14 protein-coding genes are annotated in these 18,014 nt (G+C 57.4%); 11 read left to right on the top strand and 3 right to left on the bottom strand.

Annotated elements, in window-relative coordinates; translation table 11 throughout:
• The first annotated feature begins 7 nt into the window (after positions 1 to 7).
• From Q0V70_RS07335 to Q0V70_RS07360, 6 genes are all read left to right on the top strand, one after another.
• Positions 8 to 1,309: an ABC transporter permease gene (locus Q0V70_RS07335; protein ID WP_297590197.1), complete on the top strand. Its 1,302-nt coding sequence runs from the start codon at positions 8 to 10 to the stop codon at positions 1,307 to 1,309.
• 6 nt (positions 1,310 to 1,315) lie between these two features.
• A complete protein-coding gene (locus Q0V70_RS07340; RefSeq protein WP_297590200.1) occupies positions 1,316 to 2,479 on the top strand; it encodes an ABC transporter permease in 1,164 nt (387 codons plus the stop codon).
• Positions 2,480 to 2,486: 7 nt separating this feature from the next.
• Entirely contained in the window at positions 2,487 to 3,227 is a 741-nt protein-coding gene (locus tag Q0V70_RS07345) for an ABC transporter ATP-binding protein (RefSeq protein ID WP_282921358.1), read from the top strand.
• Entirely contained in the window at positions 3,220 to 3,648 is a 429-nt protein-coding gene (locus tag Q0V70_RS07350; RefSeq protein WP_297590203.1) for an FMN-binding protein, read from the top strand. The genes Q0V70_RS07345 and Q0V70_RS07350 overlap by 8 nt, the downstream gene beginning before the upstream one ends.
• Positions 3,649 to 3,653: 5 nt before the next feature.
• Positions 3,654 to 4,550 carry an FAD:protein FMN transferase gene (locus Q0V70_RS07355; RefSeq protein WP_297590205.1) on the top strand — a complete coding sequence of 299 codons (897 nt, stop codon included), beginning with the start codon at positions 3,654 to 3,656 and terminating at the stop codon, positions 4,548 to 4,550.
• 134 nt (positions 4,551 to 4,684) lie between these two features.
• Positions 4,685 to 5,311, top strand: coding sequence for a molybdenum cofactor guanylyltransferase (locus Q0V70_RS07360; RefSeq protein ID WP_297590207.1), 627 nt, complete (start codon positions 4,685 to 4,687; stop codon positions 5,309 to 5,311).
• Between the two features lie 138 nt (positions 5,312 to 5,449).
• Here the strand turns inward: Q0V70_RS07360 and Q0V70_RS07365 are convergent, their stop codons facing one another.
• Positions 5,450 to 5,950, bottom strand: a complete 501-nt coding sequence (locus Q0V70_RS07365) for a molybdenum cofactor biosynthesis protein B (protein WP_297590209.1) — start codon at positions 5,948 to 5,950, stop codon at positions 5,450 to 5,452.
• 238 nt (positions 5,951 to 6,188) lie between these two features.
• Between Q0V70_RS07365 and Q0V70_RS07370 the strand changes: the two genes are divergently transcribed.
• From Q0V70_RS07370 to narI, 5 genes are read left to right on the top strand one after another with little or no spacing between them, the layout of a single operon-like run.
• Positions 6,189 to 7,517, top strand: a complete 1,329-nt coding sequence (locus Q0V70_RS07370; RefSeq protein WP_297590211.1) for a NarK/NasA family nitrate transporter — start codon at positions 6,189 to 6,191, stop codon at positions 7,515 to 7,517.
• A 26-nt stretch (positions 7,518 to 7,543) separates the two neighbouring features.
• On the top strand, positions 7,544 to 11,278 hold the full coding sequence (locus tag Q0V70_RS07375; protein WP_297590213.1) for a nitrate reductase subunit alpha: 3,735 nt from the start codon (positions 7,544 to 7,546) through the stop codon (positions 11,276 to 11,278).
• A complete protein-coding gene (gene narH, locus Q0V70_RS07380; RefSeq protein ID WP_297590215.1) occupies positions 11,278 to 12,813 on the top strand; it encodes a nitrate reductase subunit beta in 1,536 nt (511 codons plus the stop codon). Before Q0V70_RS07375 ends, narH begins: the two co-directional genes overlap by 1 nt.
• Entirely contained in the window at positions 12,810 to 13,484 is a 675-nt protein-coding gene (narJ, locus tag Q0V70_RS07385) for a nitrate reductase molybdenum cofactor assembly chaperone (protein ID WP_297590217.1), read from the top strand. The genes narH and narJ overlap by 4 nt, the downstream gene beginning before the upstream one ends.
• Complete coding sequence (gene narI, locus Q0V70_RS07390; protein WP_297590219.1) at positions 13,484 to 14,257, top strand: respiratory nitrate reductase subunit gamma; 774 nt, start codon at positions 13,484 to 13,486, stop codon at positions 14,255 to 14,257. Before narJ ends, narI begins: the two co-directional genes overlap by 1 nt.
• Before the next feature lie 91 nt (positions 14,258 to 14,348).
• Here the strand turns inward: narI and valS are convergent, their stop codons facing one another.
• Both valS and proC read right to left on the bottom strand, forming a co-directional pair.
• The gene (valS, locus tag Q0V70_RS07395; RefSeq protein ID WP_297590222.1) at positions 14,349 to 17,006 is read right to left on the bottom strand and encodes a valine--tRNA ligase; all 2,658 of its coding nucleotides are present in this window, start codon (positions 17,004 to 17,006) and stop codon (positions 14,349 to 14,351) included.
• A gap of 84 nt (positions 17,007 to 17,090) precedes the next feature.
• Entirely contained in the window at positions 17,091 to 17,903 is an 813-nt protein-coding gene (proC, locus tag Q0V70_RS07400; protein ID WP_297590224.1) for a pyrroline-5-carboxylate reductase, read from the bottom strand.
• Positions 17,904 to 18,014: the final 111 nt, after the last annotated feature.

Raw genomic sequence — 18,014 nt, forward strand, 5'->3', positions numbered from 1 at the left:
AGTTTCCATGTTCTTTTTCAGGATGATTTTCAAGGCATTGCGCCGGCAGGTCGGCAAGCGCCTCATGATTGCGGTAACGATTTTCCTCGGGGTGGGGCTCACGACTTCTATGCTCGCGGTCATGCTGGACGTGGGGGACAAAATCAAGCAGGAACTTGGTTCTTACGGTGCCAACATTCAAGTGCTACCGCAAGGAAAATCCGTAGTTTCCCAACTCTATGACTTTGAGGATACGGATAGCTCAGCGAATACCCAGTCCGGAGCGCTACAGGAATCCGAACTGGCAAAGCTGAAAACCATTTTTTGGGCCTACAACATCGAAAACTTTGCGCCGTTCCTAGAGACCAAGGCCGAGTATTCCGGTCATGATGTCGATGTAGTCGGTACTTGGTTCCGCAAAAAACTGGCTATTCCCACGGGAGAAAAAGTTGATACCGGCATGGCAGACATGCGCGACTGGTGGGAAGTCCAAGGCAGTTGGCCGAAAGCCCCCGACGAAGTCATGGTCGGAACGAAACTGGCCCAGCAAAACGGTTGGCACCTGGGGGATTCTCTCACGTTGCAACCGCCACCCGGAATATCCGGCTCCGCGCCCATTCCCACCCTGACTATCAGCGGCATTTTTACTTCCGGTTCCAATGAAGACCGGCAACTTTTCGCTGATTTGAGCATAGCCCAGACACTGTCCAATCGTCCGGGGCAGGTCGATAGGGTTGAGGTCCGGGCTATCACCACGCCGGAAAATGACCTGTCACGTAGGGCTGCTCGCGATCCCAGCTCACTGTCGCTGGAGGACTGGGAGACCTGGTACTGCACTGCTTACACGTCCTCGATCGCCTATCAGATTGAGGAAGTCATGAGCAACGCCGTGGCTACTCCCGTCCACCAAATCGCCGACAGTGAGGGTACGATTCTGGAAAAAACCCAGCTCATCATGACTTTGGTGGCGATTTTGGCCATGGCTGGTTCCGCTCTGGGCATCGCTAACCTGGTGACCGCTTCGGTGATGGAACGTTCCGCAGAAATCGGGCTGATGAAAGCCTTGGGGGCGCGCAATCTGTTCGTGGTGCTGATGATTCTGACGGAAACCTTCATCGTGAGCCTGGTCGGGGCCGCGTTCGGGTGCCTGGGTGGCATCGGGCTGGCACAACTGGTCGGCCACTTGGTATTTGGGGTCAGTATCAATATCCGCCCGGTCGTGTTCCCCCTGATGGCGGTCATCGTAGGCATGACTGTTTTGCTGGGCTGTTTACCTTCCATCCGGGCGCTGGTGACTTTGCAGCCGGCACGAGTCCTGCACAGAAAGTAGGCGGGAATGAATTCACACAAACGAATGTTCGTGCGCATCATCTGGAAAGCCTTTGCGCACCGCTTCTCTCGAGTTTTGATTGCTTCCCTAGCAATCGCGATGGGTGCCTCCACCCTCTCCGGCCTGGGGCTGGTGGCGGTGACAGTTCCCGACTATATCGCCAAGGAACTGCGTTCTTTTGGGGCAAACCTGGTGGTGCTGCCGCAAGGTTCCAACGTAATTACTCCGGAAACGGTGTCTGCCATAGACCAGCAGTGCGGCGAAAGCCTGTTGGGGCGGGCCGGCTACAGCTACGGTAACCTGCTCTATGGGCAACAGCCCGTTCCCCTCATGGTGACGAAATTTGCCGACGCCCGGTCAGTTCGACCCTACTGGTCAATCGAGGGGAAAGTGCCGCAGGGTAGCGAACAGATCCTGTTAGGCGTGAACCTCGCAGAAAAATTCCGTCTGCACGTCGGTGACTTGATTGGCCTCAAGGTGGCGCAGCTGCGGGAAAACAACGATGAGCAGAACTCCGGAGATGTTAACCATTCCGGCAAACAGTTGGAAATCTCCGGGCTGCTGCGCACCGGCGGTCCCGAGGATGACCTGGCGGTGTTGAGCCCAGACAGTTACACCGCTATGGGCGGGGTTGCCGACCGCTATAGTTTGGTGGAATATTCCCTGAAAGGTGATACTGCCCAGCTCAGCGCCTTAGCGAAAACTATCGAAAAAAAGGTCAACGGAATTGACGCTGAGGTGGTGCGTCGGACTACGCAAAACGAGACGCGCATCGCCCATACTCTAAGCAACCTAATTTGGGTGGTCAGTATTATTATTTCCGCCCTGATGCTCATTGCGGTATCCGCGACACTGAGTTCGATTGTTTCGGAACGTGCCCGCGAGATTGGATTGAAAAAGGCCTTAGGGGCTTTGAGCAAGGACGTATTCACGGAGCTCATCGGAGAGTCGATACTGTTAGGGCTGTTCGGAGGCTTCTTAGGGGTGCTGCTGGGAATTGGGCTGGCGGATTACATATTGCAAAAAGTTTTCCTGGCACGAGTAGAAATCAACTGGATAATTATAGTCCTCACAATTGTGTTTTCGGTAGCGGTAGCGGTTATCGGCTCTTTATGGCCGGCTAAACGCATCGCCCGGATTAATCCTATAAACGTTCTTGGTGGAGAGTGAGAATGCTATGGCAGATAATAATGATGAACAATTGATTTATCGAGTCGAGAATGTATCTCGGAAATACGGCGAGTTAGCGGCGCTGGATAATGTCAGCTTGGACGTGACTCGAGGCGAGTGGCTCTCGGTAGTGGGACCTTCCGGTTCGGGCAAGTCGACTTTGATGAACATTTTGGGCTGCCTGGATTCTCCCACCGAAGGACTGGTTTACCTGGAGGGGGAGCGTCTGGACAAAATGGGCGAGCTGGAATTGGCTGCGGTGCGCCGCCGCAAGATTGGCCTCATCTTTCAACAGTTCCACTTGGTCAAGCACCTTTCCGCGGTAGAAAACGTGATGATGGCTCAGTATTACCACTCCCTACCCGATGAAGCCGAGGCAATGGAGGCCCTGGATCGCGTGGGCATGTCCGCTCGCGCCACCCACCTCCCTCATGAACTATCCGGAGGGGAGCAGCAGCGCGTGTGCGTGGCTCGTGCCCTCATCAACCACCCCTCCGTCATCCTCGCCGACGAACCGACCGGAAACCTGGACGAGGCAAACGAAAACATCGTAATCGACTTTTTTTCGCAGCTGCACCGGGAGGGCACCACGCTATTGGTCGTCACCCACGATGCCAACGTCGCTCGGCAAGGGCAGCGACAAATCATCTTGGAACACGGAAAAATCGTCAGCGAAGTAAAAAATCAGCCGCAAACTTCCGCGGCAGGCGCGCCGGAAACATCGGAAACAGGAGGGAAAGATGCATAAAGCGACCGCGGGAGCATTGCTTGCTATCGGCATGGTCGCCCTGAGCGGCTGTGCGACTTACCCAGCGGCCTCAACGTTGCCCGATGGGCAATATGCGGGTAGCTCACAGCCCGAAGAGGACGGTACGGTCGGCAAAGTTCGCTTCACGATTAAGGGCGGTCAGGTGGTTGACGCCGAGTTCCGTCTCTACGACAAAGACGGGACGGTACATGACGAAAATTATGGCAAGACCGCCAGCGGTGCGATAGATACGGAGTTCTATCAGCGCGCCCAAGACGCCATCAGCGCCGAACAGCGCTATGTACAGCAGTTCCTGCGGACCGGGGACCAGAATAAGGTCGATAGAGTGGCCGGTGCGTCCTTATCACATCGGTTGTTCCTCGACGCGGTACAGGCGGCTATGGACACCGCGCAAAAGTAGGCGTTGTGCACCTCGCGCAGACTTTGCACGGAGAAACCACGATTACTTTTGCCGCGATGGGAACGCTGGTGACGGTCTCGTGGCGTAGCGCTCCCCAGGTCGCTGAGGTCCTGCGGGTGAGCCTGCCGCAAAGGGTGGCGCAGTTGGAGGACGACTTGTCGCGGTTTCGGGCGGATTCACCCGTGAGCCGCCTGAACACCGAGTGGAGGGATGTCGGACCGTACTGTACCGCGGTGTTTCGGGCTGCTCAGGATTGGTCGCAGCGTACCGGAGGGTTCTTTAAACTATTCCCGCGCTTGGGCGTGGGCGCTGAAACGCTCCAGCTCCGGGGCGAACAGGCTCGTCTCACCGATGGAGCGGGGGCTGGGGGCCTGGATTTGGGAGGTATCGCGAAAGGTTACGCGGCCGCGCACCTGGCTTCCCTCATTGCACAATCGGGCGGCAGCGACATCTTGGTGTCCTTCGGGGGTTCGTCAATTGTGGCACCGGATCGCCGGGCTACCATCAGGGTGCAATCACCCTGGACAAGTCGGGAATTCCTGGGAAATCTGCAGATAGAAAACGAGGCCCTCTCCTTTTCCGCGCTACCACAAACGGATATTGTCCCCAGTCTGGTGCGCAGCCATATTCGCGGTCTGGACGGGCAGCTCGCGTTTACCGATATTTGCGCGGCGCTCGTGGTGGGACCTGACGCGATGGATTGCGAGGCCCTCTCTACCGCGCTGATTGCGGGAGGCACCCCCCTGCTGCATGAACTGACTCAAAAGGGCGTTTTGGGTGCGGCATATCGCGCCCTCGCCATGACTTCCAACGGGAGGGTGTTTTCCGACCCCGCGCTACAGTTGAGTATCACGATAGATTTACCCGAACCGTTGCCGCTGCGCCGCGCGCCGGGGGACTGACAACGCTACGGGATGGTCGCGACCCACCGGCTTTTGCCCGGTCGGTAGCCAAACCAAAGCTCGGCACAGAGCCTACAATTTACCTAAACGCTCCCGAGGGCGAGCGTGAAACCCAGGAGGCGGACTGAACGTTAATGCGTGACTGTGCAGGAAACCCGGCGGCCGTGCCGGACGCGGCGTTGATTTTGGCAGGAGGGACCGCGAAACGTTTAGGCGGGGTGTCCAAACCCGATTATCGGGTGGGGGGCACCAGGCTTATTGACTGGGTTTTTGCTGAAATCGAGCGCACCAGGTGCTCCGGTCGCCGTGTCGTGGTCGCTCCCGCGCGCCTGTCGGTTCCCTCCGGGGTAGTGCTGACGTTGGAAGATCCCCCTCTGGGCGGACCTCTGGCGGGCCTCAATGCCGGGGTGTCTCAGTTGGGGGACCTGCCGGATTCCGCGGTCGTGGCGGTGATGCCTTGTGATGCCCCACTGACCCCAAGATTGTGGGGGAACCTGTGTGCGCAGCTAGAGGACTGCGCTGGGGCGGCGCCGCTAGCGGACGATGGTGAAACGCGACTCCAGTACCTGCACGGTTGCTACCGGCTGGGCGCTTTGCGGGGACTGCCCCAAGTTCGGAACCGGTCAATCCGCAGCGGTTTTTCCCGCCTGGAGGTGGCCGCGGTAGCGGACCCGCAACATTATTGCATGGACGTCGACACGCCCGAAGACGCGCGTAAAATGGCGGCGCGCCTAGAAATTCCCCACGCTGTTGAGGTTTGATTCTCAGAAACCGCTTTCTATTTTTGAAGTACGGTTCATTTTTTATCTAATTTCGATGGATTTACGAACTATAGTTCATTTTTCTGATGGTGACCCCCGCCACGGCACGCTCCCGGGCGGTCCTCTCTCAGCTGACTCTTATGCCTGGGTCTGGTCAAGCTGTTCAATGATGTAATGCAGCAGGGGGAGCACCACCTGCAAGGCATCAGCGACCCCGCCCGAGGAACTGGGGCAGTTCACGATGACCGCCCCACGAGAAGTCCGGGAGGTCACCCCAACTACAGCACGAGACAACACCGATTGCGGCGTGTTTTTCAGACCTACGGCACGAATCTGTTCAGCAATCCCCGGCAACTCCACATCGCACACCGCCAGAGTCGTCTCGGGCGCGATGTTTCGGGCGGAAACCCCGGTAGAACCTACAGTCACGATGAGGCGCGCTCCGGCCTGTTGCGCACGCTCAAACTCAGCACGCAGGGGAGCCGCGAGGTCATCGATAACTTCCTCGCGAATTACCTCAATCCCAAAGTCGCTCAGCAGTTCACGAGCTTTGGCGGCACCTTTCGGAGGTTTGTCGCCGCTAACCACTCGTGAATCAACAGTGATGATGGCCGCGGTTACCTGAGAATGCTCAGCCATAATGACCTCCTGAACGAAATCTCCATTTACGCATCTGTTACGTAACTAAATTACCATCAGTTTATAGCTGCTCACGCCACGTTTCTGGCCCTTTTTACCGTTACGCTGAGGTTGATTACCTGGTTAAACGCGGTTCCATGACCTGAATTTCAAAATCTGCCTAAGAATCGTTTAACTCTGTTAGCTTTTAGACAGGTGTTCAATAATTGCCGGAGTGGCTTAATAAATAAGGAGAGACATGACCGCAGAGACTCAGAAACTAGATGCCTCCGGAAAACTGTTGAAAAACTGGAATCCCGAAGATTCCCAGCAGTGGAGCTCAAAAATAGCCTGGACGACCCTGGTGGTTTCCACCTACTCGATGATTATGGCGTTCTGCGTGTGGTTCTTAGTGTCGGCATTGGCGCCGAAACTCAATGAAATCGGCTTCGGACTCAGCAAAGCGCAGCTGTACTGGCTGGCAGCGATGCCAGGCCTGTCTGGGGGCTTGATTCGTTTCATCTACACTTTCCTCCCTCCGGTAATCGGAACGCGCAAGTTGGTGGGAATTTCTTCAATCCTGTTCACCATTCCCATGTTTGGCTGGTTTTTCGCGGTGCAAAATGCGGACACTCCGTACTGGTGGCTGCTGACTTTGGCGTTCATGTGCGGTATTGGCGGAGGTTCTTTCTCGGGATATATGCCGTCAACCGGCTACTTTTTCCCCAAGCGTCTGTCTGGCACAGCACTGAATCTCCAGGCTGGTATCGGAAACTTGGGTATGTCTATCATTCAAATCGTCGGGCCTATCCTCATGGGATTCTCCCTGTTCGGTTTGTCCTGGATAGCTCCGCAAAGCGGCCCCAACGGCGATATCTGGGTTCACAACCCCGCTATCTTCTTTGTTCCGTGGTCCCTCGTGGCAGCCGTACTCGCGTTCACGCTACTCAAAGATGTTCCGGTGAAAGCCAACATTCGGGAACAGATGGACATCTTTTCAAACAAAAATACCTGGTTCATGACTCTGCTCTATGTGATGACCTTCGGGATTTTCTCGGGCGCCTCGGCTCAATTCGGTTTGCTCATCAACAACAACTATGGACCAGATTCAACCTTGCACCTAGCTGTGCAAGGTGCCACCTATGCTTTCCTCGGTCCGCTCATTGGCTCCTTAGTGCGGGTTTTGTGGGGGCCGCTGTGCGATAAGTTCGGCGGGGGGCTGTGGACATTCGTTTCCGGTGTCGGCATGGCCGTCACGCTGGGAGTTTCCGGATTCTTCCTGATGAATCCCCAGTCCGCAGCGGACTTTAGCGGGTTCCTCTGGGCGATGCTGATTATGTTCTTCTTTGCGGGAATTGGCAACGCCGGCACCTTTAAACAGATGCCGATGATTATGCCCAAACGCCAAGCCGGTGGGGCTATCGGCTTCACGGCTTCTGTAGCCGCGCTCGGACCGTTCCTGGTCGGGGCGGGCCTTGCCGTTATTCCGGCGGCACAGTTCTTTTTCGGTGCCACCGTGTACTGCATCTTCTGTTCCGTTCTGTGCTGGGTACTTTACGCCCGCAAGAACGCTCCGTTCCCCGGTTAGACCGCGCCAAGTGGAGGTAATAAACAATGAGTGAATCGAAAAACCAAGGCGGGGGATACAAAGACGTTCCCTCGGGAGTATTTGCGCTGGGCTCAAAACTGCGCCGCGGTGAAATGTCTGGCGATTCCCGCCAGCTGTTTATTGAAGGTGGTCGCGACGCAGACGCCTTCTATCGGCAACGCTGGTCCTACGACAAGGTCGTGCGTTCGACTCACGGGGTGAACTGCACCGGATCTTGTTCGTGGAAAGTGTATGTAAAAGACGGCATCATCACCTGGGAATCCCAAGCCGTTGATTATCCCTCCACCGGGTCGGAACTGCCTGACTATGAACCGCGTGGTTGCCCCCGGGGAGCTGCCTACTCTTGGTACGAGTACTCTCCGACCCGGATTCGTTACCCCCATATTCGAGGGGTCCTGCTGGATTTGTACCGAGAGGAACGAAAATCGGGCAAGGACCCGGTAGAGTCTTGGGGAGCTATTGTCGAGGATCCGCAAAAAGCCAAAGCCTACAAGTCCCAGCGGGGTAAAGGCGGCATGGTGCGAATCGGTTGGGATGAGGCCAATGAGATTATCGCCGCAGCCCACGTCTATACCATCAAGGAATACGGTCCGGACCGGCTGGCCGGGTTCTCGGTGATTCCCGCTATGTCGATGATTTCTTACGCCGCCGGATCGCGGTTTTATGAATTGCTGGGCGGGGTCATGCTGTCCTTCTATGACTGGTACGCTGACCTTCCTCCCGCCTCGCCGCAAGTTTTCGGCGATCAAACCGATGTTCCCGAGTCTGGTGACTGGTTCAACTCGCAATACCTCATCATGTGGGGTTCGAACATTCCCCTGACCCGTACTCCAGACGCTCACTTCATGACCGAAGCCCGCTATCACGGGCAAAAAGTCGTAGCCATTTCGCCTGATTATGCCGATAACACCAAGTTTGGCGATGAGTGGCTGCGGGTGAACCCCGGCACGGACGGGGCCTTGGCGCAAGCTATGGGTCATGTAATCCTCAGTGAGTTCCACGTTAAACGCCGGGAGCCATTTTTCCTGGATTATATGTCGCGCTATACGGATGCGCCTTTCTTGGTCAAACTGCAGGAAACCGAACACGGAGTGGTGCCCGGTAAGTTCCTGACAGCCGCTGATTTGCCTGCTGAACTAGCGGGAGACTTGAAAGATCGGCCCAATCCGGAGCATCGCGGACTGGTACTCGACGTGGACGGAACCATCAAAGATCCCGGCGGGACCCTGGCAGACAGGTGGGGTGAATCCAATGGTAAAGGTCACTGGAACTTAGCTCTGGACGGGGTCCAACCAGCAATTTCGGCGCTCGACCGGCCTGATGCCGCTGGGATTGAAATTGTTTTACCGCGCTTTGACCTGCCGAGTTCCCAATCCGAAACGGTAGCGCTCGGTGCCGGCCTTGTGAAACGGGGAGTTCCCGCTTTCAAAGTCGGAACGGACTATGTCACGACCGTCTACGATTTGCTGCTGGCTGAATATGGGGTGAAACGCGGTGACCTGCCCGGCCAATGGCCCAGCGGTTACGATGACGGCTCCACTCCCGGGACTCCCGCCTGGCAGGAAGAACATACCGGCGTGCCCATGCACGCAGCCATTCGGATTGCCCGCGAATTTGCTCAAAATGCCCTCGATTCAAAAGGGCGGTCCATGATTGTGATGGGTGCGGGCACGAACCACTTTTTCCACTCCGACACGATATATCGCACTTTCCTGGCGCTGACCACCATGTGTGCCACCCAAGGGGTGAACGGCGGCGGCTGGGCGCACTATGTCGGTCAAGAAAAGGTCCGCCCGATTGCGGGGTGGCAACAGTACGCGATGGGTCTGGACTGGTCCCGCCCACCTCGGCAAATGATTTCTACGGGGTTCTGGTATCTTTTGACCGACCAGTGGCGTTATGACGGTTCTCTGGCTGGACAGGTGGGGTCCCCACTGGCTGACTGGAAAGGCTTGACGAATGCGGACACTTTGATTGAAGCCTCCCAACGCGGCTGGATGCCCTCCTACCCGCAGTTCGACCGTTCCGCTCTGGAAATTGGCCAAGCGGCCCAAGAAGCCGGCATGAAACCCGGTGAATACGTGGTGCAGGAGCTCCAGGACGACCGTCTACACTTTGCCTGCACCGACCCTGACAACCCGCGAAACTTTACCCGTGTCCTCGCTAACTGGCGCACGAACCTGATGGGTTCCTCCGCCAAAGGCGCGGAGTACTTCGCGCGTCACATGATTGGAGCCGACAACGCAGTTTCAGCTGACGAACTTGCGCCGGAACGCCGCCCGAAGCTGATGAAGTGGCGTGACGACCCGGGTATCGGCAAACTCGACCTTATGTTCACGGCTGACTTCCGGAACACCTCTACCACGCTGTTTTCAGACATTGTGCTGCCGGCAGCCACTTGGTATGAGAAATACGATATTTCGTCAACTGATATGCATCCCTTCCTGCATTCATTCAATCAAGCGGTAGTGCCGCCGTGGCAGGCTCGCTCTGACTTCGAGGTGTTTCGGGATTTGGCATACTTGGTGTCGGAAATGGCGCAACGTCACCTGGGCACCAGGCAAGACGTGGTCATGGCACCGATTGCTCATGACACCCCCGATGAGATGGCTTTGCCGCATGGAATCGTGGAGCCCTTGCAGACACGTGAACTCATTCCCGGCAAAACTTTGCCAAAGTTTATTCCGGTGGAGCGTGACTACACCAAGATTTATGAAAAGTTCACCACGCTCGGCCCCAACGTGGAAAAACTCGGCTTGCCCATCAAGGGTCTTACGTTGAAACCCGACCGGGAAGTCGAAGTGCTGCGGGGAATGAACGGGGTAGCCACCAGCGGGGTGGGGCAAGGGCGTCCGCTGTTGGATACCCCGATTAAGGCGGCCGACGCGGTGATGCAGATGTCAGGCACCACGAACGGACGTATCGCGGTACAGGGCTTTTGCCAATACGAAGCCCAAACCGGCCAAAAGCTGGCGCAACTGGCCCTCGGGGACGAAGAAAAACGACTGACGTTTAGAGAAATTACCATTCAGCCCCGCTCGGTCATCACCTCGCCGGAATGGTCCGGTTCGGAACACGGCGGGCGGCGCTACTCCTCGTTCGTCATCAACATTGAACATCTCAAGCCTTTCCACACCTTTACGGGACGAATGCATTACTACCTGGATCACGACTGGATGATTGACATCGGTGAATCCTTGCCGGTGTATCGACCCCCGCTGGACTTGGCGCGGATCTACGGTGACGCCGTAGTGGGTGAACTTTCCAAAGACGACGGCGTAGCCCAAGTTGCGGTGCGTTACCTGACCCCTCACAACAAATGGGCTATCCACTCCCAGTACTACGACAACCTGTATATGTTGACTCTGGGACGGGGTGGACAGACTATCTGGATGTCTCCCGAAGATGCCGCCAAGATTGGGGTCAAGGACAATGACTGGGTCGAGGCCTATAACCGTAACGGTGCCGTGGCGGCGCGTGCGGTGGTGTCTCACCGGATGCCGCCAGGGACGGTCTATATGTATCACGCACAAGAGCGGGTCAGCGGCACACCTATTTCACAAAAGTCGGGTCTGCGCGGCGGTATCCACAACTCACTGACCCGGATTTTGTTGAAACCAACCCACATGGCCGGAGGTCACGCCCAGCTGACCTACGGGTTTAACTACATTGGTCCCACCGGCAATCAACGTGACGAAGTGACGTTGATTCGTCGCCGTACCACGGAGGTGAAGTTCTGATGAAGGTACTTGCCCAAATCGCAATGGTGATGAATCTCGATAAATGTATCGGGTGTCATACCTGTTCAGTTACCTGCAAACAAGCGTGGACGAACCGGGAAGGCACGGAATACGTGTGGTTCAACAACGTAGAGACCAAGCCCGGTGTGGGATACCCGAAAGAATGGGAGAACCAAGGAAAATATCGCGGCGGCTGGAGGCTCACGCCTTCCGGTAAGCTCCGCCTTCGCACCGGCGGCCGGGTACACGAATTGACCAAGATTTTCGCCAACCCGCAGATGCCCACCCTCGACGATTATTACGAACCTTGGACCTACGAGTATGAGAAACTGCTCGCGGCCCCGAAAGACTCAAAATATTTGCCGAGTGCACGTCCGGTGAAACAAATCACGGGTGAGCATATCAATCAGCCGACTTGGGGCCCGAACTGGGACGACGATTTAGCCGGCTCACTGGAAACTTTGCCCCAGGACCCCATCTTGGAACAAATGACAGTGCAGGTTAAGGCCCAGATTCAAGATGCTTTCATGTTTTATCTGCCCCGGATTTGCGAACATTGCCTGAATCCGGCCTGTGTCTCGGCTTGTCCTGGAACCGCGATGTACAAGCGTACCGAGGACGGTATCGTGCTGGTTGACCAAGATAAGTGCCGTGGCTGGCGAATGTGCGTGTCGGCTTGCCCGTACAAGAAAGTCTATTTCAACCACCTCACAGGTAAAGCCGAAAAATGCACCCTTTGCTACCCTCGCTTGGAGGCGGGGGAGCCCACGGTTTGTTCCGAAACCTGTGTCGGGCGGCTGCGCTACTTGGGTGTCTTGCTCTACGATGCGGATCGGGTTGGCGAGGCCGCTGCGGTCCAAGACCCCCAGGACCTGTACCATTCCCAGCGTGACCTGCTGCTGGATCCTTTTGACCCAAAGGTGCGGGCCGCTGCGGAGGCAAACGGGGTGCCGCATTCCTGGATTCAGGCAGCTCAAGAATCGCCGGTGTACAAGCTCATTTCAGAATATGAGGTGGCTCTGCCGCTCCACCCGGAATATCGCACTTTACCGATGGTTTGGTACATTCCCCCGCTGTCCCCGGTGATCGATGCGGTGACGGCTGCGGGTGCCGACGGTGAGGACGCCAAAGTCCTGCTGACCTCTATCGCGACCATGCGGATTCCCCTGGAGTATCTCGCTGGACTATTTACGGCGGGGGACACCGTGCCGGTTGAAAAGTCCCTGCGCCGCCTGGCGGCCATGCGCAGCTATATGCGTGGGCGCCACCTCGGGGAAGAACCCGATGCCACGGGAGCAAACGCCGTGGGCATGACCGGGGAACAACTGGAGGAAATGTACCGGCTCCTGGCTATCGCCAAGTACGATGACCGTTTTGTGGTGCCCACCGCCGGAGCGGAAACCCCACGAGGCTTGCGCGAATTGGGCTGCTCCCTGGACGTACTGGGCGGGCCTGGTCGGGGCGGTGAGGGTATCCCTGCCTTCAGCAATACCGGCTCCACCAGGACTTTCGTTCCGCTGGAGGTTCATCAATGAGTCAGGTGCTGACGGGCCTGCCACCTCGGGAGGCTCTGAATTCAACGGAGGCGGGACGGTCGCGGACCGCCCAGATGATTGCCTCTGTCCTGTTGGACTATCCGAGTGAGGACTACCATAATCAGCTGTCCATCATTCGGTTGGAGCTGGACAACGTGGAGCCGGAAGTTGCCGACGAGTTCCAAACCTTTCTGGATTGGGCAGATTCGCACAATTTGCGCGAAATCGAGGATTTGTATGTGCGAACGTTTGACCAGAAACGCAAATGCAATCTGTACCTTTCCTACTACTCCACCGGAGACACTCGGATGCGCGGTTCCGCTATTTTGGCTTTTCAACAGGCCTTTGAGGCGATGGGCTGGAAAGTCTGTGGGGGAGAACTGCCGGATTATTTGCCCGCTGTGCTGGAGCTAGCCGCCCGCAGTGGCGATGAGCTCGCGGAGCATCTGATCAATATCCACCGTGACGGTCTGGAAGTGCTCCGGGCAGCCTTGGAATCCTTGCAAAGCCCCTGGTCTTCTGTCGTTGCGGGACTGATTTTGACGCTAGACCCGCTGGACGAAAAGGCAAAAGCAGCGTTCCGTAAACTTATCTTGCAAGGACCGCCCGCCGAGATGGTCGGCGTGCAGTCACAACCGTTCTTTTTGACACCAAAACAGGAGGCACGCTGATGAATCCCATTGAGCTTTTCTTGTGGGCAGGGTTCCCTTATCTAGCACTGGGCTTGCTAATCGTAGGCCTGATTTGGCGTTACCGCTATGACAAGTTTGGGTGGACCTCACGTTCCTCCCAGATTTACGAGTCGGCTTTGTTGCGTTGGGCATCGCCGTTGTTCCACTTCGGAATTTTGTTCGTGGGGGTGGGGCACGTGATGGGGTTGCTTATCCCCAAGTCTTGGACCACTGCCTTGGGAGTTTCCGAGCACGGATATCACCTGATGGCAACCATTGGCGGCATGGTAGCGGGGGTAGCTGCGGTCGTTGGCCTGCTGGGTTTGCTCTATCGGCGTATCGTCAATAAATCAGTACGTTTCGCCACCACGAAGAACGACATTTTCATGTACATTCTGCTGTGCCTCCCGATTGGCTTGGGCTTCTGGGCCACTTTGCAAAATCAGGTGCTGGGCGGGGCGAATGGCTACGACTACCGGGAAACCATCAGCCCCTGGTTGCGGTCAATCCTGACTTTCCAACCCCAGCCGGAGCTGCTTGCGGGGGTACCCAGCTCTTTCAAAATGCACATTATCGCCGGACTTCTGCTGTTTGCGATTTGGCCGTTCACCAGGCTGGTTCACGTAGTTTCCGCTCCGGTTATGTACCCAACCCGTCCCTACGTGGTCTATCGTTCCCGCACGGAAGGTATACGCGGAGCCAAGACTCCGCGTGGCTGGAAACCCGTGACGACTCGCCCGCAACCGCGAGATTCACACTCTTACGGGGCTTGACTATTGCAATCTTGAATCACCGCTGTTGAGGGCAGCCGGGAGGCGCAATCGCGCCTGAGCGCTGTGACTTTATCAGCGGGGCGGGTCTCAGTTACTTTGCTGGTTTCGCCGGTTTTGCCGGGGGCTCGCCCAGCTCGGCAGCGCTGACCTGCGGGGATTCGACCTCGCCGGCGACGAACTCCAGTTTGCCCTCCACGTGGTTGGCGGCCACCAAGTCGGCGCGAGCCGCCTCGGCACACGCCACATCGGGCTCGGGGAAAGTCACGGTGGCGTGCAAGAACGGGGTGCGCTGAGACACTTTGGCATCCGACTTAACCTTACGGAGAGCCGACAGCGCCCCACCGGCCGCCCGCAACACTTGGGGATTGCCGCTCACGCTATCCAAACCATCGGTGCTGGGCCAAGCCGCCCGATGCACCGACCCGGTGCGATACCAGGACCACACTTCCTCAGCGGTGAAAGGCAAGAACGGCGCCAGCAGACGCACCACGTTATCAATCGCCAGCGCCAGGGTCGTGCGCGCGGAGGCGACCGCGGCGCTATCGGCCGCCGAATCCTTGCCGTAAGCGCGGTCCTTGACCAGCTCCAAGTAATCATCACACAGCGTCCAGAAGAAGCTCTCGGTCACTTCCAGGGCACGAGCATGGTTCATTTCCTCGAAAGCCTTGGTCGCGGAGGTGATGACTTCCGCGAGGGTGGCAATCAAAGACCGGTCTACCTCGACCGTTACCAGCGCCGGATCCAAGACTAGGTCGGCGTCCCCGCCCATCGAGAGGGCGAACTTCGACGCGTTCAACAGTTTGATAGCCAAACGCCGCCCGACCTTCATTTCGCCTTCGTCAAAGGCCGCGTCCGTTCCCAGCCGGGCCGAAGCCGCCCAGTAGCGCACCGCGTCGGAAGAGTGCTTTTCCAGCAGTCCCATCGGGGTCACCACGTTGCCTTTGGACTTCGACATCTTTTTGTGGTCAGGATCCAAAATCCAGCCCGAAATCGCGGCTTGGCGCCACGGCAGAGTGCCAAACTCCAGGTGGGACCGCACCACGGTCGAGAACAGCCAAGTACGAATAATGTCTTGACCCTGGGGACGCAAGTCCATCGGGAAAGTCGCGGCAAACAGCTTTTCATCCCGCCCAAAACCCGAATAAATTTCGGGAGTCAGGCTGGAGGTCGCCCACGTGTCCATAATGTCGACTTCCGCCACGAAACCGCCCGGCACGCCACGCTGAGATTCATCGAATCCGGCGGGCGTATCCGTGGTTGGATCGATAGGCAGCACGTCCTCACTGGGCAAAATCGGGTGGTCAAAGTCCGTTTCGCCAGAGTCCTTGACTGGATACCACAGGGGCAGCGGCACCCCAAAGAAACGCTGGCGGGAAATGAGCCAGTCGGTATTCAAACCGTTGACCCAGTTCTCGTAGCGAACCCGCATAAAGTCAGGCACAAAGTCCAGTTCGCGCCCGCGCGCCAAGAGTTCCTCACGCAAATCCGTGCCTCCCGCGGTGCGGGCATAAGGCTGGCCGCCGTTGCGGATATACCACTGGCGCGAAGTCACGATTTCCAGAGGCTTGTCGCCCTTTTCGTAAAAGTTCGTCATACGCTGGGTCGGTTTCGGATCCCCCAGCATCTCCCCGGATTCCCGCAACGCCTCGACGATAGCCTTCCGGGCAGAGAACGTCGTTTTCCCAGCGGTTTCCTGATACAGCGCCCGGCCGCGCTCGGAAGTAATCCAATCCGGCACGTCAGGAATAATCCGACCGTCCTTGCGTAGGATAACCCGGGTCGGCAGCTGCAAATCTCGCCACCAATCCACGTCCACCAGGTCGCCGAAAGTACAGCACATAGCGATACCCGAACCCTTTTCCATCTCGGCCTCGGGATGAGCCAACACGGGAACCCGCACGTCAAACCCTGGTGACGTGACATAGGTGCCGAACATATCGGCGTAACGCTCATCGTCGGGGTGGGCAATCAGTGCGCAGCACGCCCCCAGCAGTTCCGGACGAGTCGTTTCGATAACGATGTCGCCCTTGCCGTCCTCGCGATGGAACGCAAAAGAATGGTAGGAGCCAGGATAGTCACGCGCCTCCAACTCGGCTTGTGCCACCGCAGTCTGGAACGTGACGTCCCACAGGCCCGGAGCCTCGGCCGCGTACACCTCGCCACGAGCAAAGTTACGCAGGAAAAACGTCTGCGCCACCTTTTGCGCCCGCTTGCCGATGGTTTGCATCGTGTAGGACCAGTCGATAGACAGTCCCAGCGTCCGCCAGAGTTCCTCGAACTGTTTTTCGTCCTCAGCGGTCAAACGTTCGCACAGTTCCACGAAGTTTTTGCGGCTAATCGGCACCTGGTCGGCGTTCTTAATGGACTTGCCCTCCCCGCCCTCATACGGCGGAGTGAAATCAGGCACGTAGGGCAGGGACGGGTCGCAGCGCACCCCGAAATAGTTTTGCACCCGGCGTTCGGTGGGCAGACCGTTGTCGTCCCAGCCCATCGGGTAAAACACGTTCTTGCCGCGCATCCGCTGGTAGCGCGCCACCAAATCCGTGTGGGTGTAGGAAAACACGTGACCAACATGCAGCGAACCAGACACGGTGGGTGGCGGGGTATCGATAGAGTAAACGGCTTCCCGGGTAGTATCCGGGTCAAAAGCGTAGGTCTGCGTCTGGGTCCACACCTCGCGCCATTTGTCCTCAATCCCGTCCAGGGTCGTCTTTGCCGGTACGCTCGGAGCTTTCAGTCTCTCGGTCATCGTTTTCCTTTTATCGTTGTGATTTACCTGCAATAGTCTACCCGCTCGCGTTCCCGCTACCCTAACGCGTTCGGCGTGGTGGGGTTATTTCTGGGTCGCTTTGGCATCCCCGGCAATGGCGCCTTCAACCATGTGTACTACGGCCCGTGAGAATCCCGCGTCCTCGCCAGCCAGCAAACCGGCAATGGTGGAGCCGCCGGGGGAACACACTCTATCGACCAGCTGGCCGGGGTGAGCGCCCTTTTCCAAACCGTCTTGCAGCATGAGGGCGGACCCCAGCAGCATCTGGGTCGCGGACTCGATGGCTGCCGCTTTTGTCAGCCCCGCCGCCACACCGGCTTTTGCCAAGGCTTCCACGTAGGTATAGGTCCAGGCGGGGGCGCACCCGGCAATGGCGGTAAACGCGGGGAACAGGGATTCCTCCAGCTCGACTGTGCGGCCCACCGCGTTGAACAGGCCTCGGGCGTACTGCTTTTGTTCCGGGGTTACCGCCGCGTTCGCGCACAAGGCCGACATGGCGGCGTTGACTTGTGCGTTCAGGTTTGGCATGACCCGCACTATGGGGGTGTCCGGGGACAACCAGCCCTCCAGATGGTCCAGTCCGACCCCTCCGGCGATGGAAATGACCAGCTTTCCTCCCAGCTCTGGGGCGATTTCGGTGAGAACTGCGCCGATATGTTTCGGTTTCACCGCAATGACCACCGCGTCAACCGACCCGACCAGTTCCCGGTTAGAAGCCACCTGCTGGGCTCCGAACTCTTTGGTCAGCGGGTGTTCACCCGGGGTTACGCCGAAATCAGAAAAACTCAGGTCGCAGGCCTTGACGAAGTCATGTTTGAGAGCTCCCGCCGCAATCGCCGAACCCATGGCACCCATTCCAATAAAACCGAGTTTCATGTTGCCTCTTTTCCTGATTTGCGCAGTTTTCCCTGACGTTCAGAGCAAACCGCCGGAGTCGTTTTCCTATAGGCTAAGTCTATAGCGTGGCTCTGTAGCCAAAAATTCTGG

The sequence above is a fragment of the uncultured Mobiluncus sp. genome, from assembly GCF_947087965.1.
In the GTDB taxonomy this organism is placed as follows: domain Bacteria; phylum Actinomycetota; class Actinomycetes; order Actinomycetales; family Actinomycetaceae; genus Mobiluncus.

Excerpts from the sequence above, each read along its gene's own strand:
- narH (WP_297590215.1), top strand. The coding sequence starts at position 11,278 with ATGAAGGTACTTGCCCAAATCGCAATGGTGATGAATCTCGATAAATGT.
- valS (WP_297590222.1), bottom strand. The coding sequence starts at position 17,006 with ATGACCGAGAGACTGAAAGCTCCGAGCGTACCGGCAAAGACGACCCTG.
- Q0V70_RS07370 (WP_297590211.1), top strand. The coding sequence starts at position 6,189 with ATGACCGCAGAGACTCAGAAACTAGATGCCTCCGGAAAACTGTTGAAA.
- narI (WP_297590219.1), top strand. The coding sequence starts at position 13,484 with ATGAATCCCATTGAGCTTTTCTTGTGGGCAGGGTTCCCTTATCTAGCA.
- Q0V70_RS07345 (WP_282921358.1), top strand. The coding sequence starts at position 2,487 with ATGGCAGATAATAATGATGAACAATTGATTTATCGAGTCGAGAATGTA.
- Q0V70_RS07365 (WP_297590209.1), bottom strand. The coding sequence starts at position 5,950 with ATGGCTGAGCATTCTCAGGTAACCGCGGCCATCATCACTGTTGATTCA.
- Q0V70_RS07335 (WP_297590197.1), top strand. The coding sequence starts at position 8 with ATGTTCTTTTTCAGGATGATTTTCAAGGCATTGCGCCGGCAGGTCGGC.
- proC (WP_297590224.1), bottom strand. The coding sequence starts at position 17,903 with ATGAAACTCGGTTTTATTGGAATGGGTGCCATGGGTTCGGCGATTGCG.
- Q0V70_RS07360 (WP_297590207.1), top strand. The coding sequence starts at position 4,685 with ATGCGTGACTGTGCAGGAAACCCGGCGGCCGTGCCGGACGCGGCGTTG.
- Q0V70_RS07375 (WP_297590213.1), top strand. The coding sequence starts at position 7,544 with ATGAGTGAATCGAAAAACCAAGGCGGGGGATACAAAGACGTTCCCTCG.
- Q0V70_RS07340 (WP_297590200.1), top strand. The coding sequence starts at position 1,316 with ATGAATTCACACAAACGAATGTTCGTGCGCATCATCTGGAAAGCCTTT.
- narJ (WP_297590217.1), top strand. The coding sequence starts at position 12,810 with ATGAGTCAGGTGCTGACGGGCCTGCCACCTCGGGAGGCTCTGAATTCA.
- Q0V70_RS07350 (WP_297590203.1), top strand. The coding sequence starts at position 3,220 with ATGCATAAAGCGACCGCGGGAGCATTGCTTGCTATCGGCATGGTCGCC.